Source organism: Enterobacter sp. RIT637, assembly GCF_019718755.1.
GTDB lineage: Bacteria > Pseudomonadota > Gammaproteobacteria > Enterobacterales > Enterobacteriaceae > Enterobacter.
Genome location: NZ_JAIHAZ010000016.1, coordinates 51,097 through 72,662, shown reverse-complemented (window position 1 = coordinate 72,662; position 21,566 = coordinate 51,097). Strand labels below are relative to the sequence as shown.

At 58.1% G+C, this 21,566-nt stretch carries 20 protein-coding genes; 10 read left to right on the top strand and 10 right to left on the bottom strand.

Translation table 11 applies throughout. The features are described from left to right. Nucleotides 1-87: 87 nt before the first annotated feature. From K5E19_RS19145 to rhaB, 7 genes are all read right to left on the bottom strand, one after another. Entirely contained in the window at nucleotides 88-1,095 is a 1,008-nt protein-coding gene (locus tag K5E19_RS19145; RefSeq protein WP_221552604.1) for an ABC transporter permease, read from the bottom strand. Then, nucleotides 1,092-2,096 (bottom strand): ABC transporter permease, encoded by a 1,005-nt coding sequence (locus K5E19_RS19140; RefSeq protein ID WP_221552602.1) that lies wholly within the window; start codon nucleotides 2,094-2,096, stop codon nucleotides 1,092-1,094. The genes K5E19_RS19145 and K5E19_RS19140 overlap by 4 nt, the downstream gene beginning before the upstream one ends. Continuing rightward, nucleotides 2,096-3,598, bottom strand: a complete 1,503-nt coding sequence (locus K5E19_RS19135) for a sugar ABC transporter ATP-binding protein (RefSeq protein WP_221552600.1) — start codon at nucleotides 3,596-3,598, stop codon at nucleotides 2,096-2,098. Before K5E19_RS19135 ends, K5E19_RS19140 begins: the two co-directional genes overlap by 1 nt. A 48-nt stretch (nucleotides 3,599-3,646) precedes the next feature. Then, nucleotides 3,647-4,633 (bottom strand): rhamnose ABC transporter substrate-binding protein, encoded by a 987-nt coding sequence (rhaS, locus tag K5E19_RS19130; RefSeq protein WP_221552598.1) that lies wholly within the window; start codon nucleotides 4,631-4,633, stop codon nucleotides 3,647-3,649. Nucleotides 4,634-4,715: 82 nt separating this feature from the next. Further along, complete coding sequence (rhaD, locus tag K5E19_RS19125; protein WP_221552597.1) at nucleotides 4,716-5,546, bottom strand: rhamnulose-1-phosphate aldolase; 831 nt, start codon at nucleotides 5,544-5,546, stop codon at nucleotides 4,716-4,718. Between the two features lie 96 nt (nucleotides 5,547-5,642). Next, nucleotides 5,643-6,902 (bottom strand): L-rhamnose isomerase, encoded by a 1,260-nt coding sequence (gene rhaA, locus K5E19_RS19120; RefSeq protein WP_221552596.1) that lies wholly within the window; start codon nucleotides 6,900-6,902, stop codon nucleotides 5,643-5,645. Further along, nucleotides 6,899-8,368, bottom strand: coding sequence for a rhamnulokinase (rhaB, locus tag K5E19_RS19115; protein WP_221552595.1), 1,470 nt, complete (start codon nucleotides 8,366-8,368; stop codon nucleotides 6,899-6,901). Before rhaB ends, rhaA begins: the two co-directional genes overlap by 4 nt. A gap of 301 nt (nucleotides 8,369-8,669) precedes the next feature. Between rhaB and rhaS (K5E19_RS19110) the strand changes: the two genes are divergently transcribed. Together rhaS (K5E19_RS19110) and rhaR are read left to right on the top strand one after the other, a co-directional pair. Further along, on the top strand, nucleotides 8,670-9,506 hold the full coding sequence (rhaS, locus tag K5E19_RS19110; RefSeq protein WP_221552594.1) for an HTH-type transcriptional activator RhaS: 837 nt from the start codon (nucleotides 8,670-8,672) through the stop codon (nucleotides 9,504-9,506). A 73-nt stretch (nucleotides 9,507-9,579) separates the two neighbouring features. Beyond that, nucleotides 9,580-10,428, top strand: coding sequence for an HTH-type transcriptional activator RhaR (gene rhaR, locus K5E19_RS19105; RefSeq protein ID WP_221552593.1), 849 nt, complete (start codon nucleotides 9,580-9,582; stop codon nucleotides 10,426-10,428). Here the strand turns inward: rhaR and rhaT are convergent, their stop codons facing one another. Continuing rightward, nucleotides 10,429-11,463, bottom strand: a complete 1,035-nt coding sequence (gene rhaT, locus K5E19_RS19100) for an L-rhamnose/proton symporter RhaT (RefSeq protein WP_221552592.1) — start codon at nucleotides 11,461-11,463, stop codon at nucleotides 10,429-10,431. A 288-nt stretch (nucleotides 11,464-11,751) separates the two neighbouring features. On the opposite strand from rhaT, the gene sodA reads away from it, so the two are divergent. Together sodA and yiiM are read left to right on the top strand one after the other, a co-directional pair. After that, nucleotides 11,752-12,372: a superoxide dismutase [Mn] gene (gene sodA, locus K5E19_RS19095; protein WP_004203668.1), complete on the top strand. Its 621-nt coding sequence runs from the start codon at nucleotides 11,752-11,754 to the stop codon at nucleotides 12,370-12,372. A gap of 71 nt (nucleotides 12,373-12,443) precedes the next feature. After that, entirely contained in the window at nucleotides 12,444-13,118 is a 675-nt protein-coding gene (gene yiiM, locus K5E19_RS19090) for a 6-hydroxyaminopurine reductase (RefSeq protein WP_221552591.1), read from the top strand. A 53-nt stretch (nucleotides 13,119-13,171) separates the two neighbouring features. On the opposite strand, the gene cpxA is transcribed toward yiiM, so the two are convergent. Together cpxA and cpxR are read right to left on the bottom strand one after the other, a co-directional pair. Continuing rightward, the gene (cpxA, locus tag K5E19_RS19085) at nucleotides 13,172-14,545 is read right to left on the bottom strand and encodes an envelope stress sensor histidine kinase CpxA (RefSeq protein ID WP_010436910.1); all 1,374 of its coding nucleotides are present in this window, start codon (nucleotides 14,543-14,545) and stop codon (nucleotides 13,172-13,174) included. Further along, nucleotides 14,542-15,240 carry an envelope stress response regulator transcription factor CpxR gene (gene cpxR / locus K5E19_RS19080; RefSeq protein WP_003862004.1) on the bottom strand — a complete coding sequence of 233 codons (699 nt, stop codon included), beginning with the start codon at nucleotides 15,238-15,240 and terminating at the stop codon, nucleotides 14,542-14,544. Before cpxR ends, cpxA begins: the two co-directional genes overlap by 4 nt. 150 nt (nucleotides 15,241-15,390) lie before the next feature. Here cpxR and cpxP point away from each other — a divergent pair, with 150 nt between their 5' ends. From cpxP to K5E19_RS19050, 6 genes are all read left to right on the top strand, one after another. Next, nucleotides 15,391-15,897 (top strand): cell-envelope stress modulator CpxP, encoded by a 507-nt coding sequence (gene cpxP, locus K5E19_RS19075; RefSeq protein ID WP_221552590.1) that lies wholly within the window; start codon nucleotides 15,391-15,393, stop codon nucleotides 15,895-15,897. A 153-nt stretch (nucleotides 15,898-16,050) separates the two neighbouring features. Continuing rightward, nucleotides 16,051-16,944, top strand: coding sequence for a CDF family cation-efflux transporter FieF (fieF, locus tag K5E19_RS19070; protein WP_221552589.1), 894 nt, complete (start codon nucleotides 16,051-16,053; stop codon nucleotides 16,942-16,944). A 174-nt stretch (nucleotides 16,945-17,118) separates the two neighbouring features. Continuing rightward, nucleotides 17,119-18,081: a 6-phosphofructokinase gene (gene pfkA / locus K5E19_RS19065; RefSeq protein ID WP_010436919.1), complete on the top strand. Its 963-nt coding sequence runs from the start codon at nucleotides 17,119-17,121 to the stop codon at nucleotides 18,079-18,081. 235 nt (nucleotides 18,082-18,316) lie between these two features. Then, on the top strand, nucleotides 18,317-19,306 hold the full coding sequence (locus K5E19_RS19060; protein ID WP_221552587.1) for a sulfate ABC transporter substrate-binding protein: 990 nt from the start codon (nucleotides 18,317-18,319) through the stop codon (nucleotides 19,304-19,306). A gap of 111 nt (nucleotides 19,307-19,417) precedes the next feature. Then, nucleotides 19,418-20,161, top strand: a complete 744-nt coding sequence (locus K5E19_RS19055) for a CDP-diacylglycerol diphosphatase (protein ID WP_221552585.1) — start codon at nucleotides 19,418-19,420, stop codon at nucleotides 20,159-20,161. A 73-nt stretch (nucleotides 20,162-20,234) separates the two neighbouring features. Beyond that, nucleotides 20,235-21,539, top strand: a complete 1,305-nt coding sequence (locus K5E19_RS19050) for an SLC13 family permease (RefSeq protein WP_221552583.1) — start codon at nucleotides 20,235-20,237, stop codon at nucleotides 21,537-21,539. The last annotated feature ends 27 nt before the right edge of the window (nucleotides 21,540-21,566 follow it).

Sequence of the window (21,566 nt, the reverse complement as noted above, 5' to 3'; positions counted from 1 at the left end):
CTTAATTACTGTGATTTTTATGCCCGGCGGCGCTGCGCTTGCGCGGGCCTACGGTTAAGTAGGCCGGGTAAACGCAGTGCCACCCGGCTATGAGATCCGTCTTCGCTGCATCACCCGGCGGGTAATAATCGGCAGCGAAATCACCACGATCAGCATCGCGCCGATAATCACCGACATCACGATGCCGGGCACGTTGAGCAGGCTCAGGCCAAAGGTCACCAGCCCCATCAGGAAGGCGGCGATAATCACGCCCACCATGCTCCCGGACCCGCCGAGAATATTGACGCCGCCGAGCACCGCCATCGTTACCACCGCCAGCTCCCAGCCCATCGCAATTGTCGGGCGGGTGCTGCCCAGGCGCGAGGTAAGCAGCACCGATGCCAGGCCGGACATCAGCCCCACCAGCGCGAACAGGATCAGGTTGTGGCGCTTAACGTTGATGCCGGAATACCACGCGCCGGTCGGGTTATTGCCGATGGCGTAGGTGCGGCGGCCAAAGTTGGTGCGGTGCAGCACAAAGGCAAACAGCAAGGCCAGCACGATAAACAGCGCGAACTCGAACGACAGCGCGCCCCAGACGTAGCCCTGGCCGAACCAGGCAAAGCTCTCCGGGTAGCTGTTCAGCGCCTTATCGCCGAGCAGGATGTAGGTTATCCCGCGGTACAGGCTCATAGTGCCGATGGTGATGACGATGGACGACAGGTTGAAGCGCGTCACCAGAATGCCGTTGAACAGTCCGCACAGCAGCCCCACGCCTAACCCGATGCAGACCAGCAGTGGCGTATCCACACCCGCCGCCGCGCAAAAGCCCATCACCGTGGAGCTGAGCGCGATGGTGGACGCCACCGAGAGGTCAATTTCCCGGGCGATAATCAGCATCGCCATCGGCAACACGATGATCGCTTTTTCGGTGAAGTTGAACGTCGCGTCGGAGAGATTCCAGACGTTGAGGAAGTAGGGCGAGGCTAGCGCGTTCACCACGAACACCGCCAACGTCACCGCCAGCAGGAAGCCTTCCCAGCACAACAGGCGCTGGAAAATGCCCGGCGCAGCAGGCACGTTTTTGATCTCTTCAGAGGCCATCATTTTGCTCATGATTTCACCGCCAGTTTCTGACGCGCCAGCGCCGCGTCGCGCAGGATGAGTCTGCCTTTACGCCTGTTGCCGCGCTCGTTCAGCAGCACCGCAATCACGATCACCGTGCCGGAAATTGCCATTTGCCAGAACGGGGAGACGCCGATCACCGGCAGGGCGTTGTTGATCACGCCGAGGAACAGCGCGCCGAACAGGCAGCCGAGCACGCGCCCGGTGCCGCCCATGGTGCTGATGCCGCCAATCACGCAGGCTGCCACCACCTGCAGCTCAAAGCCGTTCGCCACGTCGACGTAGGCCACGGCGAAGCGCGAAATCCACAGATACCCGCAGAACCCGGCCAGCAGCCCGGAAAGGCAGAAGCTGACGAACTGCATTTTCCCGGCATTGATCCCGGTGTAGTAGGCCGCCGTGGCGTTGCCGCCCGCGGTGTACAGCGCCCGTCCGGTAGAGCTGTAGCGCAGGAAGTAGCCCACCAGCAGCAGCGCAGCAACGGCGCACCAGCTCAACACAGGCAGGCCCAGCACCGAGGCGCGCGGCAGGCCGAGGAAGTCCGCGCCCATCTGGTTGGCGTTCACCCAGCCGCCGCCGGAGAGCAAAAAGATAATCCCGCGGTAGATGCTCATCGTCCCGAGCGTCACCACAATCGCCGGAATGCCCAGCTTCCACACCAGCAGGCCGTTAATCGCGCCCATCAGCAGCCCGAGCGCGCTGGCGAGGATCAGCAGCGCCCAGACCGGCACGTCCGGGTAATGGAAGTTAATCAGGGCGACAATCATCCCGGTCAGCGCCAGGTTGGCCGCCATTGAGAGATCGATGCCTTTGGTGAGCAGCACCATCATCTGCCCGAGCGCGAGGACGATCAGGATGGCGGTATCGTTAAACATCTCCACCAGATTGCCCGGCGCGATAAACGACGGCACGCGGCTGCCGATGGCGATGACCATCAGCACAATCACCGCGCCCAGCAGGGCTTCGCGGTGTTTTAACAGCGAGTTAAGCATTATGCCGCCTCCTGTTTTGCACCGCTGGCGGCGCTGACGATGGTTTCCGCCGTCGCGTCACCCGCCCGATATTCGGCCACCATCAGCCCTTCGTGCATCACGATGATGCGGTCCGCCATGCCCATCACCTCCGGCAGTTCAGAGGAGACCATAATCACCGCCAGCCCCTGAGCGACCAGTTCAGACATAAATTGATGAACGGCGGCCTTTGAGCCGATATCGATGCCTTTTGTTGGCTCATCGAGGATGATCACGTCAGGATGCGTCGCCAGCCACTTGCCGATAACCACCTTTTGCTGATTGCCGCCGGAGAGGGTCTGCACCGCCTGCTTCCAGCTAAAGGCTTTTACCTGCAGACGTTTGGCGTATTCATCCGCCAGCCGCCATTCGCGGTCGTCGTGCAGCACGCCGCTCGGGTTGAGCTTGCCGAGCTGCGGCAGGCTGATGTTTTGGGCAATCGACAGTTCGATAATCGCGCCCTGCTTCTGCCGCTCTTCCGGCACGCAGACGATACCGGCTTTGATCGCATCCGCAGGCTGGCGGAAGCGCCGGGCCTGACCGTTAAGAGTAATTTCGCCTGACGATGGCCGCGTGACGCCGGAAAGCGCCTGCATCAGCTCGGTACGCCCGGCACCGACCAGCCCGTAGAAGCCGAGGATTTCCCCTTTACGCAGGGAGAAGGAGATATTGGCGAACTCGGTCGGGTGGCAGAGATTTTTTACCTCCAGCACCGTCTCGCCTTTTTCGCACGCCACCTTCGGGAAGGTCTGGGTGATGGCGCGCCCGACCATCATCGATACCATCCGCTCTTCGGTTATCGCACTCATCGCGCCTTCTCCGACGAACGCGCCGTCGCGCAAAATGGTGTAGCGATCGGCAAGCTCAAAAATCTCGTCGAACTTGTGGGAGATAAACAGGATGGCCTTGCCCTCCTGCTTCAGGCGCTCAACGATTTGGTAAAACTCGAGGATTTCATGCTGCGACAGCGCCGCTGTAGGCTCATCAAGAATCACCACCTGCGCCTCAAACGACAGCGCACGGGCGATGGCGACCATGTGGCGCTGGGCGATGCTCAGGGTTTTCAGCGTCGCGCGCGGGTCGATTTGCACCTCAAGGCGGGTGAGGATCGCCTGCGCCCGGCGGAACATCTCCGGCCAGTCGAGCGTTTTCAGAAAGCCTTTGTAGAGGTACTGCCCGACAAAGATATTTTCCGTGACCGACAGTTCATCGAACAGGACGGTTTCTTGATGAATAGCGGTAATGCCGAGCTTATGCGCCGAGTCCGGCGTCGGGAGGTGAACGGGGATCGCCTTGTAGAGGATTTCGCCCTCGTCGGGCTGGTATATGCCGGTCATCACTTTGACCAGCGTTGATTTGCCCGCGCCGTTTTCGCCGATAAGCGCCGTCACTTTGCCGGGCCAAAGCGCAAGCTGTACGTTCTCAAGGGCACGCACGCCGGGGAACACTTTGGTGATGCCAGAAAGCTGTAGCAATGGGGTCATGATAGTTCTCCGTAGTATTCCCTCTCCCACAGGGAGAGGGAGAAAGGATCAGAAGATCTTTGAGAACTTATCAATATTGCTGGCATCGTAGACGAACGGCTCGGCCATCGCGCCGTTGCCGTCGGCATCCAGCTTCACTTTGCCCAGTTTGCCCATGCTGGCCTCGCCCTTCGTGGCGGTGCCTTTCACCAGATCGTCTGCTAAATAGGTTGCCGCATAGCCCAGGTCAATAGGGTTCCAGATGGCAAAGCTTTTGCTCGCGCCGGATTTTACCGCGCCCGCCATTTCAGACGGCAGGCCCAGCCCCGTCACGTACACTTTGCCGATCTTGCCCTGGTCTTTCACCGCCTGCGCCGCAGCGACAATGCCCACGGACGATGGCGAAACAATCACTTTCAGGTCGGGGTAGGTTTTCAGCAGGCCGACCGCCTCGCGGTAGCTTTTATCAGAGAGATCGTCCCCGTAGGCCACGGTCACCAGATTGACCGACGGGTACTTCGGCAGCACCTTTTTCATCTCCGCAATCCAGGTATTCTGGTTGGTGGAGGTGGGCGTTGCGCTCAGCACGGCAACGTCGCCTTTCTCGACGTTCAGCGCCTTCAGCGCGTCGGCGGCGAGCTTGACGTTGGTTTCGCCAATCAGCGCGTTATTGGACGGGTTCAGGTGGATCTGGCGTCCGGCTTTTGCCACGCCGGAATCCCACGACACCACCTTAATACCGCGCTGCATCGCTTTTTTCAGCACCGGCACGACGGCATCCGGATCGTTCGCGGAAATGGCGATCGCATCCACGCCCTGGGCGATCAGCCCGTTCAGCACCTCGATCTGCGCTTCCGCCGTGGTGGTAGTCGGGCCGGTATAAATCACTTTTACATCGCCTAACTCTTTGGCCGCCTTCTGCGCGCCGACGTTCGCAGCTTCGAAGAATCCATTCCCTAAGGACTTCGCCACCAGGGCGATTTTCACTTCTGCTAAAGCGGAACCGGACAACGCCAGAGCGGCAACGGTGAGGATCAAGCTTGTCTTTATTTTCATTGCTTTTACTCCACTGACTTGAGTTAGTTGTAGGGATTGCAGGTGGTTTTCGCCCCGTCTCAATGAGCGGGGCGCGATGTTGTTATTGGTACAAATCTAACGCGGACTGCATCGGGGTGACGCCAAAGCGTTTGCCCAGGGCGATCAGCTCTTCCCGGGTGATGGTCTGCTTCATGCCGCCCATGGAATAGACCTTCACCAGCACCTCCGCGGATTTCTCGGCGGTGTCGATCAGGCCAAAGGTTTCATCCAGCGTTGGGCCGCTGCCAAACACGCCGTGGAACGGCCACAGCACCAGTGAATGTTTTTGCATATCCACGGCGGTTGCCTGACCGATTTCGTCGGTACCCGGCACCATCCACGGCAGAATGCCTACGCCGTCCGGGAACACCACCAGACACTCGGTGCTGCCTTCCCACAGCTTGCGGGTGATGAAATCCGAGCTGTTTTCCAGCACGTAGGTCAGAGCGATCAGGTTGGTGGCGTGGCAGTGCATGATCACGCGGTCTTTGCCGTTGGTCGCCTTGATGCGCTCGCAGTGGGAGAGGAAGTGCGCCGGCAGTTCGGAGGTGGGCACCGCGTCATCGGTCAGGCCCCACAGGATGTGATAGCCCGCGCCGTCGCTGTCCACTTTCACCACGCCGAGGTTGGCCTCCGGGTCGAGCTGGACGTTGCGGAAGAACTTGCCGGAACCGGTGACGATAAACGGCGTGTTGGCGAGCAGCGGCATCGGCTGGCTCAGCGCGATATAGCGCGGTTTCTGGTGGAAATCGGCCGCGAAGGGTTCGATATCCGCGTCGTCCAGGCGCAGCGTCAGGTTGCCGCCGTTGCGCTCGTCCCAGCCCTTCAGCCAGGCGTCGGAGGTGGCTTTGATCATGCCCTGGACGAACCAGGAGGTAGTGATGGTCTGCATACTGTGTTTCCTTTGAAAATGCCGGGTGGCGCTACGCTTACCCGGCCTACTCTTACCTGTAGGCCCGGCAAGCAACGCGCCGCCGGGCAATGTTTTTTACTGACGAGCGGTGAGAACGTCTTTCTCATACGCCCGCACGTTGTCCAGCCACTGGCTGCCCGCAGGCGCGTCGTTACGCTGGCAGTACATCTCCCACACCGCCTGCCACGGCAGGGATTTCTGCTCTTCCAGCAGCGCCAGACGCGCGGTGTAGTCGCCGTTAGCCTCAAGCTGTTTCAGCGCGGCGACAGGCTCCAGCAGCGCGCGCAGCAGGGCTTTTTTCATGTTGCGGGTGCCGATAACCCACGCCGCGATGCGGTTGATGGAGGCATCGAAGAAATCGAGGCCAATATGCACGCGGTCAAAGAGGTCGTGGCGGACGATCTCGCTGGCAATCGCCTGGGTTTCGTCATCCAGCAGCACCACGTGGTCGCTGTCCCAGCGCACCGGGCGGCTGACGTGCAGCAGCAGGCGCGGCACGTAGAGCATGGCTGCTGAGATTTTGTCGGAGATCACCTCGGTTGGGTGGAAGTGGCCGGCATCCAGGCACAGCGCGGTCTGGCGGCTGGTGGCGTACCCCATGTAGAACTCGTTCGAGCCCACGGTGTAGCTTTCTGCGCCAATGCCGAACAGCTTGCTCTCCACGGCGTCGATATGGTGCGCCGGGTCCAGCTTCTCGCTGATCGCCTCATCCAGCGCGGCCAGCAGGCGCTGGCGTGGGGCCAGACGGTCAACGGTGATGTCCTTCATGCCGTCCGGGATCCAGATGTTCATCACCGACGGCGTGCCGAGCTGCTCGCCGAAATACGCAGACACGCGGCGGCTGGCCTTCACGTGGTCGATCCAGAACTGACGGATTTCATCGTCCGCGTGGGCGAGGGTAAACCCGTCGGCGCTCAGCGGGTGCGAGAAGCAGGACGGGTTAAAGTCCAGGCCCAGCCGGTTGGCTTTGGCCCACTCCACCCAGTTCTTAAAGTGTTCCGGTTTGATTTCGTTACGCGCCACCGGCTCGTCGGATTCGAGATAAATCGCGTGCAGGTTAAGGCGCTTTGGCCCCGGGATCAGGCTCAGGGCCAGCTCCAGGTCGGCGCGCAGTTCGGTCGCGTTACGCGCTTTGCCTGGATAGTTACCCGTGGCCTGAATACCACCCGTCAGGGAACCGCCCGGGTTCTCGAAACCGGCGACGTCATCGCCCTGCCAGCAGTGCATGGAGACGGGCAGACGGTCGAGCTGGCGCAGGGCCTCTTCGACATCCACGCCGACGGCGGCGAAACGCTGTTTAGCCAGGTCCCAGGCTTGTTCAAGTTGAGTGGTCATGCGCAAAGCTCCTTAGTCAGTCGTTTTTGCTGAAACTGCGCCCGAAAGCGGGCAATCTCATGGCAGGGATTGGGGGTGAAGGTGGTCAGGCTGGCGTTCGCCGCCACCACCGAACGGAAGTCGTCAACGTTGGAGAGTTCGTCCAGCGTCATCAGCTGAATGCCGATATTGCCGAGCGTGGAAGCCTCTACAGGGCCCGCCACCACGGTAATGCCGCAGGCATCCGCGCAAAGCTGGTTCAGCAGCTGGTTCTGGCAGCCGCCGCCCACGATGTGCAGCTGGCTGAACGGCTTGCCGCGCAGCTCGGCCAGCTCGCTCAGCACATCGGCGTACAGCAGGGCGAGGCTGTCAAAAATGCAGCGCGCCAGTTCGGCAGGGCTGGACGGCACCGGCTGTCCGGCGGCGAAACAGGCGGCCTGGATTTCGGCGCTCATGTGCGCCGGGTTGATGAAGCGGTCATCGTTCGGGTTGATCAGGAAGGTGCAGGCCTTCAGCTTTTCGGTTTCCGCGATAAGCGCGGGCAGGTCGGTAACGTTTTGCTCTTTCAGCACGCGCTGGAGCAGCCACAGGCCCATGATATTTTTCAGCACGCGATAGCGCCCTTCCGCGCCACCTTCGTTAGTGATGTTCGCCGCCATCGCGGCATCGCTGGTGTACGGCGTTTTGCTCTCAAAGCCCATCAGCGACCAGGTGCCGGAAGAAAGGTACGCCGCGTCTTTGTTGGCGAGCGGCGAGGCAATGACCGCGCTGGCGGTATCGTGGCTGGCGACGGCAACGACGGGGATCTCGTTCCCCTGCGGGCAAATCCACTGACCGATCACATTTCCGGGGTGCGTTGGCGTGCCGAACCAGGACGGCGATGCGCCCGTCCACGCCAGCAGGTTTTCGTCCCAGTTATCGGTGTTGATGTTGACCAGCTGCGTGGTGGTGGCGTTGGTGTATTCCCAGTTCATGTTGCCGGTCAGGCGGTAGCTCAGGTAGTCCGGGATCAGCAGCGCGTGGGCGACGTTCGCGACCAGCCCTGGCTGCTGCTCAACCAGAGCGCGCAGCTGGTACAGCGTGTTGAACGGCAGAAACTGAATGCCGCTGCGCCCGTAGATGTTGTCCTTACCAAGTTGGGCGATGGCGTGTGCCATCAGGCCGTCGGTGCGGCTGTCGCGGTAGGAGACGGGCAGGCCGACGCGCTCGCCGTTACTGTCCAGCAGCACATAGTCCACGCCCCAGGTGTCAATGCCGATGCTGTCGATACGAATGCCGTCGTTGCAGACGTTGTTCAGCCCGGTGCGGATCTCCGCCTCCAGGGCGTCGATATCCCAGGTCTCAAAACCGTCCTGCTTTTGCAGGCAGTTGGCGAAACGGTGCATTTCGCGAAGCGAAAGTGTGCGCTGGCTACAGTCCCAGGTGGCCAGCATTACGCGGCCGCTGGATGCGCCTAAATCGACAGCCACACAATGGCGAAAAGTCATGGTCGGATCCTTTCTTAATTCATTAGCGGTGAGTGTAAGAAAGGGAAGAAAAAGGCACCTTCTCGCCACTGACAGGCCAAATCCGGCGCTGGCAAGAAAGCAAAGATGAACGTGAGGGAGTTCACAGTTTCCAGTAATAACGCGGGTTTCAGCCAGTGTGACGCTTACCGCATTTCCCGATCTTTCCGCCGGTTTCTTGAAAAACGGACAGCTTTTGCGAGGTTTGCTGCCGAAAATTTAAGGTGAGCGTGGAAGGCCTTAATTACTATTTTGAGAACATTTCTCATTGGTGGGGGCCGTTATGACCGTACTACACAGCGTGGATTTTTTCCCTGCAGGAGGGTCGCCCGTCGCGATTGAGCCGCGGCTCCCTCAGGCCGCTTTTCCGGAACATCATCATGATTTTCATGAGATTGTGATTGTTGAGCACGGGACGGGCATTCACGTGTTTAACGGCCAGCCGTACACCATCAGCGGCGGCACGGTGTGCTTTGTGCGCGACCACGACAGGCACCTGTATGAACATACCGACAACCTGTGCCTGACCAACGTGCTCTATCGTTCTCCGGACGCGTTCCAGTTCCTTTCGGGGCTGAATCAGCTGCTGCCGCAGGAGAAGGACGGGCACTATCCGTCGCACTGGCGCGTGAACCAGTCTACCTTACAGCAGGTGCGTCAGCTGGTGAGCCAGATGGAGCAGAGCGAGGACGGGCAGGAGACGCACGCCATTGCCACGCGCGAACTGCTGTTCATGCAGCTGCTGGTGCTGCTGCGCCGCAGTAGTCTGGTGGAGGGGCTGGAAAATAACGACGCCCGGCTGAACCATCTGATGGCCTGGCTGGAAGACCATTTCGCCGAAGATGTCTGCTGGGAAACGCTGGCGGATGATTTTTCGCTGTCGCTGCGCACCCTGCATCGCCAGCTGAAGCAGTACACCGGGCTGACGCCGCAGCGCTACCTTAACCGCCTGCGCTTAATCAAAGCACGTCATCTTTTACGCCATACTGACGAAAGCGTCACCGATATCGCCTATCGCTGCGGTTTCGGCGACAGTAACCACTTTTCGACGCTTTTTCGCCGGGAGTTTAGCTGGTCGCCGCGCGATATTCGTCAGGGAAAAGACGCGTTGCTTCAGTAACGCGAGGGCAGTCACCGTTTTATTGCCGCAATAAAGCTAATAATGTCAGGTTTTTCGGCACAGAGGTCGTGGTGTGGCTGCTCAGTTAATCCTTCGCAAAGATGATTTTTTTGCCTCCGCGAGTCAGGCCGTGGCGGTGGCCGATCGCTACCCGCAAAACGTCTTTGCCGAGCATACCCACGAGTTTTGCGAGCTGGTGCTGGTGTGGCGCGGCAACGGCCTGCACGTCCTCAACGACCGTCCCTACCGCATCACGCGCGGGGATCTGTTCTACATCCGCGCCGAAGATAAACACTCCTACGCCTCGGTTAACGACCTGGTGCTGCAGAACGTCATCTACTGCCCGGACAGGCTCAGGCTTAACGTGGACTGGGCCGCGAACATTCCGGGTTTTCTTGACGCTAAGGGTTCTCCGCACTGGCGGTTAAGCAGCAGCGGCATGACCCAGGTTCGGCAGGTCATTTCCCAGCTTGAGCAGGAGAGCCAGAAGAGCGACCCGGTCGCTAACCAGATGGCGGAGCTGCTTTTCGCCCAGCTGGTGATGACGCTGAAGCGCTACCGTTACGCCACCGATAACCCTTCCGCCACCACGCAGGAAGCGCTGCTGGATAAGCTCATCACCACGCTTGCGGGCAGCCTGAACAGAAGCTTCGTGCTGGAGAAATTCTGCGAGCAGGAGCAGTGCAGCGAGCGCGCGCTGCGCCAGCAGTTCCGTACCCAGACGGGAATGACGGTGAACCACTACCTGCGCCAGCTGCGCATCTGCCACGCCCAGTATCTGCTGCAGCATACGGAGCTAATGGTGAGTGAAGTGGCGATGCGCTGCGGCTTTGAGGACAGTAACTACTTTTCGGTGGTGTTTAACCGCGAGGTGGGGATGACGCCGGTTCAGTGGCGTCATCGCAGTCGAAAGGCGGCCTAATCAGTTCGCCATGCCGAGGCCAACGATGTTGGCGGCAATGATAATCACCACGCAGCCCAGGCTCAGGACGCCCACCGGACGTCGCCCGGCGTTGTTCCACTCCTTCAGCACCAGCCCAACCAGCCCGCCGCACAGCACGTAGAAGCTCATGTGCAGCATCCAGCTCATGTAGTCGTACTGCGCCGGAATGCTGGCGTGGCCCCAGGCGTAGAAGAAGAACTGCAGGTACCACATCAGGCCGCCGAGGGCGGAGAGCAGCACGTTTGTGATGATGAGCGGTTTTGCCAGCGAGAAATCGGCTTTTACCGACAGGTTGTTCACTTTTGCCAGACGAACGAAGCAGAAGCCGAGGTTTACCAGCGCGCCGCCACCCATGATCACCACGTAGCTTGGCAGGGCAGCGTAAAGCGGGTCGACGCCCAGCGCGGCAGCCGCTTCGTGCATCGGTTTGGCGGCGTTCATGGCGAACGACATGCCCGCCGAGAAGATGCCGCACATCACCGCCAGAAGCAGCCCTTTCTTCAGGTTAAAGTCTTCGGCCTTAATGCCCATCTTGCGCTCTTTCAACTGGCCCGCGCGGGTGACGATACCCACGCCAACCACCGCGACCAGCACGCCCAGCAGCGTCATCCGTCCGCCTTGCGTGTTAATCAGCACGTCGAAGTTGCCGTTGAGGATCGGCGTCATCAGGGTGCCGACGATCAGCGTGATGCCAATCGCGATGCCGATGCCCATCGACATGCCGAGATAGCGCATGGTCAGGCCGTAGTTGATGTTGCCGATGCCCCACATCGCGCCGAACAGAAACACCGGCAGCAGGGTAGAGGCGCTGAAGGAGGAGAAGTAGCCCCAGAAATCGGGCAGCAGCATGGCGCTAATGGTCCACGGCAGAATCAGCCATGACACCGTACCGCCAACGGACCACATGGTTTCCCATGACCAGCCTTTCACTTTTTTAAACGGGGCATAGAAACAGGCAGCACTGGCCGCGCCTATCAAATGCCAGAAGATACCCATCGTAATCGCATGATTCATTTTTACATCCTCATCGTTTTTATAGTCGGTGGCTTCCCGCCGACTTGATGAGTGTAAAAATTAGGCGGTTTGGGAACCTTCAGAAGGTTGCCGCACTTTTGTTCTGGATGGCAATCAGCACGTTAACCGCGTGAGCAGACTCACATTTCCGCCATTAATCGAAAAATGAATAACCATATAAAAACTACGGCATTGATAATCATTTTCAATATCATTTAATTAACTATAATGAACCAACTGCTTACGCGGCATTAACAGCTGTGCCGCCCGACAATAATGGAGAGGATTATGAGTTATACACTGCCATCCCTGCCGTATGCCTACGACGCACTGGAACCGCATTTCGACAAGCAGACGATGGAAATCCATCACACTAAACACCACCAGACCTATGTGAACAACGCGAACGCCGCGCTGGAAAGCCTGCCTGAGTTCGCTAACCTGTCTGCTGAAGAGCTGATCACCAAGCTGGACCAGCTGCCAGCCGACAAGAAAACCGTGCTGCGTAACAACGCGGGCGGCCACGCTAACCACAGCCTGTTCTGGAAAGGCCTGAAAACCGGTACCACCCTGCAGGGCGACCTGAAAGCGGCTATCGAGCGCGACTTCGGTTCCGTTGACAACTTCAAAGCGGAATTCGAAAAAGCCGCTGCAACCCGTTTCGGCTCTGGCTGGGCGTGGCTGGTTCTGAAAGGCGACAAACTGGCGGTAGTGTCTACTGCTAACCAGGACTCCCCGCTGATGGGTGAAGCAATTTCTGGCGCATCCGGCTTCCCAATCCTGGGCCTGGACGTGTGGGAACACGCTTACTACCTGAAATTCCAGAACCGTCGCCCGGACTACATCAAAGCCTTCTGGGACGTGGTGAACTGGGACGAAGCAGCAGCGCGTTTCGCCGCTAAAAAATAAGGTTGCATTGACGCCTGTGAGAAGCGAGTCTTATGACTCGCTTTTTTTGTATCTGCGTAATGGAGGCAGCAATGCATTACCCGGTGAATGTGTTTACAGGCAAGGTCAGGGAGTACGACGGCAGCCGCCCAAGCGCCATCGCTAAAATTCAGGTCGACGGCGAGCTGACGCTAACCGACCTCGGGCTGGCGGGTGACGAGCAGGCTGAAAAGAAAATCCACGGCGGGCCCGAGCGCGCGCTGTGCCACTATCCTCGCGAACACTACCAGCACTGGAAAGCCGAATTCCCCGAGCAGGCGGACCTGTTTGTTGCCCCCGCGTTCGGCGAGAACCTCTCGACCGAAGGGCTGACCGAGAAAAACGTCTTTATCGGTGATATTTACCGCTGGGGCGACGCCCTGATTCAGGTGACGCAGCCGCGCTCGCCGTGCTTCAAGCTAAATTACCATTTCGGTATTCAGGATATGTCTGCCCAGCTGCAAACGGCAGGAAAAACCGGCTGGCTGTACCGCGTGGTGCAGGCAGGGCAGGTTTCCGCGGACGCGCCGCTGGCGCTCGCGTCGCGCCTGAGCGATGTCTCGGTGTATGACGCCTGCGCCATTGCGTGGCATATGCCGTTTGATGACGAGCAATATCACCGCCTGCTGTCGGCTGCGGGGTTATCGACTAGCTGGACCAGAACGATGCAGAAGCGGCGCGTAAGCGGCAAGATCGAAGATAATTCGCGGAGATTGTGGGGAAAGTAGTCCTCCGTAGAAAGTAGGCCGGGTAAGGCGAAGCCGCCACCCGGCACTAACAGCTACGAACGCTTATACAACGGCAGCCACAGCGTTAACCGCAGCCCCCCCAACGGGCTGTCGTCGGCTTTCACCCAGCCGCGGTGCTGCTGCATGGCGGTTTCCACAATCGCCAGCCCCAGCCCCGTGCCGCCCGATTCGCGGTCGCGCGCTTCGTCGGTACGGTAGAACGGACGGAAAATCTGCTCGCGATCTTCCGGACTGACGCCGGGGCCGTCATCGTCAACGATGATGGTGATCCCGTCTTTATCCACCGAGAACGCCACCTCAATTTTCGTATGCGAGTAGCGCAGGGCGTTACGCACGATGTTCTCCAGCGCGCTTTCCAGCGTGTTGGGGTTACCGTACAGCGGCCACGGGCCCGGCGGGAAGTTGACGGTGAAGGATTTACCCATCTGTTCCGCTTCGAACGCCGCGTTATCCAGCACCTCATGCCACAGGTGATTGGCTTTCACCGTTTCGCTCACCAGCGCGTTTTTCTGCTGATTGCGCGACATCACCAGCAGGTCGTTGATCATGCTGTCCAGGCGGTGAGCTTCCGTTTCAATACGCTCCAGCTCTTTGCTCTCACCGCTGCGGCGTCGCAGCAGCGCGGTGCCGAGCTGCAAGCGCGTGAGCGGGGTGCGCAGTTCGTGCGAGATATCCGACAGCAGACGCTGTTGTGCCGTCATCATGCGATCCAGCGCGCTCACCATCTGGTTAAAACTGGTCCCGGCGGCAAGGAACTCCTGCGGCCCGGCTTCCAGTTCAGGGTGTTGTCGCAGGTTACCCTGCGCCACTTCATCCGCCGCGTTCTTCAGCTTACGCGCCGGTTTTGCCAGGCTCCACGCCAGCCATAACAGCAGCGGCGAGCTGACCAGCATGGTGACAATCAGCAGCAGGAGAGGACGGTCAAACAGCAGGTTGATGAAATCGGACTGGGAGTTGCTCGCAGGGCGAATCAGGTAGAGCTGATAGTTATCTTCCCCATCCCGAACCGAGAAAGGGCCGACCATCTCTACCCGACCATATTTCTTTTTCTGTGGGTGATCGGCGTTATCCGCCTGGCCAATGAAGTTACGGATAATCTGCATTTCATTGCGATCGGCCCCAATGACGCGGCCTTCGCTGGTTACCAGCAGCAGGCGTTGTCCGGGCGGCGCCCACTTGTCGATAGCGCGAAATAATCTGCGCCACCACATTAAATCGTTCGGCGGATCGTTTGCCAGCTCGGCTTCCACGTGCTGCTCGATCATCACGCCCTGACGTTGCTCGCTGTCGAGAAGCTCCGTCATCTGGCGTGAGTCGAGTTTTGGCAACATCAAAACGAGCATTAAAACCAGTGCCAGCGTCAGCCAGAAGATGGCGAAGATGCGGGCGGTTAAGCTGCCTATCATGAAGCGGAAACCATCAGATAACCTCGACCACGCAGGGTTTTAAACCATGGGTGACCGTCTTTACGCTCCGGCAGCTTGCGGCGCAGGTTAGAGATGTGCATGTCGATGGCGCGGTCAAATGGGGTCAGACGTTTGCCCAGCACTTCCTGACTGAGATGTTCACGCGATACCACCTGGCCGAGATGCTGCGCCAGCAGGTAAAGCAGGGTGAACTCGGTGCCGGTCAGTTCCAGCGTTTCACCGTCGAAGCTCGCTTCCTGACGGCCCGGGTTCAGGCTCAGGGAGTCCACTTCCAGCGTTGGCGAGCTGTTGTCGGTATTCTGCTGCTGCTCGCTCCAGTGGGAACGACGCAGGATCGCGCGAATACGGGCCACCAGTTCACGGTCGTTGAACGGCTTCGGTAAATAGTCATCCGCGCCCAGCTCAAGGCCGAGTACGCGGTCAAGTTCGCTGCCGCGCGCGGTCAGCATGATAACGGGGGTCTGGTGTGTCTGGCGAAGCTCTTTCAGCGTATCAATACCGTTTTTCTTCGGCATCATTACGTCGAGCAAAAGTAAATCGATGCTGTCGTCAAGGAGACTCAGCGCCTGCTCGCCATCATGGGCAACCAGGACGTTGAAACCTTCCATGTCGAGCAACTCCTTTAAAAGGGATGTGAGCTCTCGGTCATCATCAACTAACAGGATTTTATTCATTGTTTAAATACCTCCGAGGCAGAAATTACGACATCAAGGCTATCTAATCCATGACTTTACGTTGTTTTACACCCCCTGACGCATGTTTGCAGCCTGAATCGTAGACTGTCTCTCGTTGAATCGCGACACGAAAGATTTTGGGAGCAAGTGATGCGCAAAGTTACCGCTGCCGTCATGGCCTCAACGCTGGCGTTCAGTGCGTTTAGCCAGGCTGCTGTAGCTATCATCGGCGATAACAGTTCCTCGCAAGAGGGTACAACGCAGCACAGCGGCCAAAGCCATATGTTTGACGGCATAAGTTTAACCGAACATCAGCGTCAACAGATGCGAGATCTGATGCAGAGGGCAAGACACGACCAGCCCCCTGTTAATGTTAGCGAAATGGAGACAATGCATCGCCTTGTCACCGCAGAAAATTTTGACGAAAGCGCTGTACGCGCTCAGGCAGAAAAAATGGCACAGGAGCAGGTTGCCCGCCAGGTAGAGATGGCGAAGGTTCGCAACCAGATGTACCACCTGTTGTCGCCCGAGCAGCAAGCGGTTTTGAACGACAAACATCAGCAACGTATGGACCAGTTGCGTAAGGTTGCACGGATGCAGCGAAGCTCAGAAACGACGCTTTTCAGTAGCAATAGCAGTACCCGTAGTAACCAGTAAACCCTGTTTTCCTTGCCATAGACACCATCCCTGTCTTCCCCCACATGATGTGGGGGTTTTTTTTGCCCGTCATTCTCTTTTGTTAACCGTTTATTCATCCTTTGACTCCGCAACCATCCGTTATACTAGCGCAATGGCATGACAGGAGTGTTTATGAATCAATCCTATGGACGGCTGGTAAGCCGGGCCGCAATCGCCGCGACGGTAATGGCGTCGTGTTTGCTGGTCATCAAAATTTTCGCGTGGTGGTACACCGGCTCGGTCAGTATTCTGGCGGCGCTGGTGGATTCGCTGGTGGATATTGCCGCCTCGCTGACCAACCTGCTGGTGGTGCGCTATTCGCTGCAACCGGCGGATGAAGAGCACACTTTCGGACACGGAAAAGCTGAATCGCTTGCGGCGCTGGCGCAAAGCATGTTCATTTCTGGCTCCGCGCTGTTCCTGTTCTTGACCGGTATTCAGCATCTCATTTCACCCTCGCCGATGAACGATCCCGGTGTCGGCGTGATCGTCACGGTCATTGCGCTTATTAGCACACTTGTTCTGGTAACGTTCCAGCGCTGGGTCGTGCGTAAAACACAAAGCCAGGCCGTACGGGCGGATATGCTTCATTATCAGTCTGATGTTATGATGAATGGGGCTATTCTTATTGCGCTCGGTCTGGCCTGGTATGGCTGGCATCGGGCCGATGCATTGTTTGCGTTAGGGATAGGGGTCTATATCTTATATAGCGCCTTACGGATGGGATATGAAGCGGTGCAATCGCTTCTTGACCGTGCGCTGCCTGATGCAGAACGTGATGAAATTTATGCCATCGTGACCCACTGGCCCGGCGTCAGTGGAGCCCACGATCTTCGTACGCGGCAGTCAGGGCCGACCCGCTTTATACAGATCCACATTGAAATGGAAGACAACCTGCCGTTGGTTCAGGCTCACGTTATAGCTGAGCAGGTCGAGCAGGCGATTTTGCAGCGTTTTCCTGGTTCGGACGTCATTATTCACCAGGATCCCTGCTCGGTTGTACCCGGACATGTTGAGCTTTCGTAATTCGTTGTAAAAAAGTGAGCCAGGCCAGCATTTTGTGTATAAATTACCGCCATTTGGTCTGACCTGAATCAATTCAGCTGGAAGCGATTGATATACTATTTGCAGTATTCGTTGGTCGAACAGTTTCTTCCGGCAACAGATTTCAATTTTGCATTCCTAAGTTCAGAGGTAGTCATGATTAAGAAAATCGGTGTGTTGACAAGCGGCGGTGATGCGCCGGGCATGAACGCGGCAATTCGTGGTGTTGTCCGTGCAGCACTGACGGAAGGTCTGGAAGTGTTTGGCGTTTATGACGGTTACCTGGGCCTGTACGAAGACCGTATGGTTCAACTGGACCGCTACAGCGTGTCTGACATGATCAACCGTGGCGGTACCTTCCTCGGTTCTGCACGCTTCCCGGAATTCCGTGATGAGCACGTTCGCGAAGTGGCTATCGAAAACATGAAGAAACGCGGCCTGGACGCGCTGGTTGTTATCGGTGGTGACGGCTCCTACATGGGTGCAAAACGTCTGACCGAAATGGGCTTCCCGTGCATCGGTCTGCCTGGCACCATCGACAACGACATCAAAGGCACTGACTACACCATCGGTTACTTCACCGCGCTGGGTACCGTAGTTGAAGCGATTGACCGCCTGCGTGACACCTCTTCTTCTCACCAGCGTATCTCCATCGTTGAAGTGATGGGCCGTTACTGCGGCGACCTGACTCTGGCAGCCGCTATTGCCGGTGGTTGTGAGTTCGTTGTGGTCCCGGAAGTGGAATTCAGCCGTGAAGATCTGGTGAACGAAATCAAAGCCGGTATCGCGAAAGGCAAAAAACACGCCATCGTCGCCATCACCGAGCACATCTGTGACGTTGACGAGCTGGCGAAGTACATCGAAACCGAAACCAAACGCGAAACCCGTGCGACCGTTCTGGGTCATATCCAGCGTGGCGGTTCCCCTGGCCCGTACGACCGTATTCTGGCCTCCCGTATGGGTGCGTACGCCATCGAACTGCTGCTGCAGGGTCATGGCGGTCGTTGCGTCGGTATTCAGAACGAGCAGCTGGTACACCATGACATCATCGACGCGATTGAAAACATGAAGCGTCCGTTCAAGGGTGACTGGCTGGACTGCGCGAAAAAACTGTACTGATCGGCGTCTGTATTGTGCCGGGTGGCGCAAGGTAAATGCGAAACGGTAACCCCTGTGTTACCGTTTTTTTATGTTTACTCCTTCTCCCGTGGGAGAGGGCTGGGGTGAGGGCATCAGGCCACTCATCCACTCTTTTATTCCTCCACGTTATAGCCAATCTTTTTTTATTCTTTAATCATCGATTCGCTTTCTGGCACGCTGCATTCATCAAAACACTACACAAGAGAGCTGGGCGATGAATAAATGGGGCGTGGGTTTAACATTATTGCTGGCATCGACCAGCGTTCTGGCAAAGGATATCCAGTTACTGAACGTGTCGTACGACCCGACGCGTGAGCTGTACGATCAATACAACAAAGCCTTTGCGGCGCACTACAAGCAGGAAACCGGCGATAACGTGGTTATTCGTCAGTCTCACGGCGGCTCGGGCAAACAGGCAACGTCTGTGATTAACGGCATTGAAGCCGACGTGGTGACCCTGGCGCTGGCCTACGACGTGGACGCAATCGCGGAACGTGGCCGTATTGATAAAAACTGGATCAAACGTCTGCCGGACAACTCCGCGCCATACACCTCGACCATCGTTTTCCTGGTGCGTAAAGGCAACCCGAAACAAATTAAGGACTGGAACGACCTGATCAAACCCGGCGTTTCCGTGATTACCCCGAACCCGAAAAGCTCCGGCGGCGCGCGCTGGAACTACCTGGCGGCCTGGGGCTACGCCCTGCACCATAACAATGGTGACCAGGCAAAAGCGCAGGAATTCGTAAAAGCGCTGTTTAAAAACGTCGAAGTGCTGGATTCTGGTGCGCGCGGCGCAACCAACACCTTCGTTGAGCGCGGCATTGGCGACGTGCTGATTGCGTGGGAAAACGAAGCCCTGCTGGCGACCCACGAGCTGGGTAAAGACAAGTTCGAGATCGTCACCCCAAGCGAATCTATCCTCGCCGAGCCGACCGTCTCCGTGGTCGACAAAGTGGTTGAGAAGAAAGACACCAAAGCGGTGGCGGAAGCCTACCTGAAGTATCTCTACTCCCCGGAAGGTCAGGAAATTGCGGCGAAGAACTACTATCGCCCGCGTGACCCGTCTGTGGCGAAGAAATACGACAGCGCATTCCCGAAACTGAAGCTCTTCACCATTGACGATGTTTTCGGCGGCTGGACCAAAGCGCAGAAAGAGCACTTCTCTAACGGCGGCACCTTCGACCAGATCAGCAAACGCTAAGCGCTACATAACGAACGACACGGTGACCCGGTGTGAGAAATCCGCCGGGTTTTTTATTTGGTCATCATTTTGCGTTACTCTTTCGCCTCTACCGAAAACAGGGAACGCGTTGTGAAAAAAATTATCGTATTGATCCTGATTGTCATCGCCCTTGCCGCTGGCGGCGCGTACTGGATGAAGGCGGGTAATCCGAACGCGTTGCGGCATATCGTCCTCGACCAGTGCGTGCCGAATCAGATCCAACATCGCAACCCCGCGCCGTGCGCGCAGGTGAAAACGGATGCAGGCTACGCGGTGTTTAAAGACCGCAACGGTCCGCTGCAGTATCTGCTGATGCCGACGTACCGCATCAACGGCACCGAAAGTCCCCTTTTGACCGAGCCTCACACACCGAACTTTTTCTGGCTGGCGTGGCAGTCCCGCAGCTTTATGACCCTGAAGCGCGGCTCAGAGGTGCCCGACAGCGCCATTTCGCTGACGATTAACTCCCCGACTGGCCGCACGCAGAACCATTTTCACATTCATATTTCCTGCCTGCGCCCGGACGTGCGCGAGAAGCTCAATGCCGCTCAGGGGCAAATTAGCACCCAGTGGCTACCGTTCCCGGGCGGGCTGGAAGGGCATGAATATCTCGCCCGTCGGGTGACGGAAAACGAGATGGTGCAGCGCAGCCCGTTTATGATGCTGGCAGAAGAGCTGCCGGAAGCGCGCGACCATATGGGGCGCTTCGCGCTGGCGATGGCGCAGCAGTCGGATGGTTCGTTTATTTTGCTGGCGACCGAGCGTAATCTGCTGACGCTCAATCGCGCGTCGGCGGAGGAACTTCAGGATCATCAATGCGATATCCTGAAGTGACCCCACTATAAATGGCGTTTACTCGTCCTGCCTGTCGCCGTAGACTTGCTGAAAAATTCTACAGGAGACAGGTATGTCGCTCTGGTTAACGCATCCTCTGCTGCTGCCCTCACTGATTGTGGGCGTCACCATCGTGCTGTGGGCGACGTCGCTGCTGCCGGAATTTCTCACCGCGCTGTTGTTCTTCACGGCGGCGATGGTCGCCAAAATTGCCCCGCCGGAAGTGATTTTTGGCGGTTTTGCCTCGTCGGCTTTCTGGCTGGTATTTAGCGGTTTTGTCCTCGGCGTGGCGATCCGTAAAACCGGCCTGGCGGACAGGGCCGCCCGGGCGCTCTCCGCAAAGCTTACCGACTCCTGGGCGCTGATGGTGGCAAGCGTGGTGCTGCTGAGCTATGCGCTGGCGTTTGTGATGCCATCGAACATGGGGCGTATTGCGCTGCTGATGCCGATTGTCGCGGCGATGGCGAAACGCGCCAGTATCGCCGACGGCTCCCGCGCCTGGTTCGGACTTGCGCTTGCCGTCGGGTTCGGCACCTTCCAGCTGTCGGCCACTATCCTGCCTGCTAACGTACCCAACCTGGTTATGAGCGGCGCGGCGGAGGGCTCGTACGGCATTCACCTGAGCTATGTTCCGTATCTGCTGCTGCACACGCCGGTGCTTGGCATTCTCAAAGGCCTGATCCTGATTGGTCTGATCTGCTGGCTATTTCCCGGTAGCCCGAAACCGCCGAAAGATCTGACCCCCTCTGAGCCTATGGGGCGGGATGAAAAGCGTCTCGCCTGGCTGCTGGCGGTGGTGCTGGGGATGTGGGTCACGGAGAGCTGGCACGGCGTGGGCCCCGCGTGGACTGGGCTGGCGGCGTCGATCATCGTAATGCTGCCGCGCGTTGGCTTTATCACCGGGGAAGAGTTTTCAGCGGGCGTGAACATGCGAACCTGTATTTACGTCGCGGGCATTCTTGGACTGGCTATCGTGGTGACGCAAACCGGCATTGGAACGGCCGTGGGCGAAGCGTTGCTCCGCATTATGCCGCTGGATGCAGACAGACCGTTCACCAGCTTCCTGGCGTTGACCGGGATCACCACGGCGCTCAACTTCATTATGACCGCCAACGGCGTTCCTGCACTCTATACCACGCTGGCGCAGAGCTTCTCGGACGCGACCGGTTTCCCGCTGCTGTCGGTGATCATGATTCAGGTACTGGGCTATTCAACGCCGCTGCTGCCATATCAGGCGTCGCCGATTGTGGTGGCAATGGGGCTCGGGAAGGTGCCTGCAAGGGGGGGGATGGTGCTTTGTCTCGCGCTGGCGGTGGCAACCTTTCTGGTGCTGCTGCCGCTGGATTATCTATGGTTTAGCGTGTTAGGTAAGTTGTAGGGGTTTTGTAGGGCGGGTAAGCGCAAG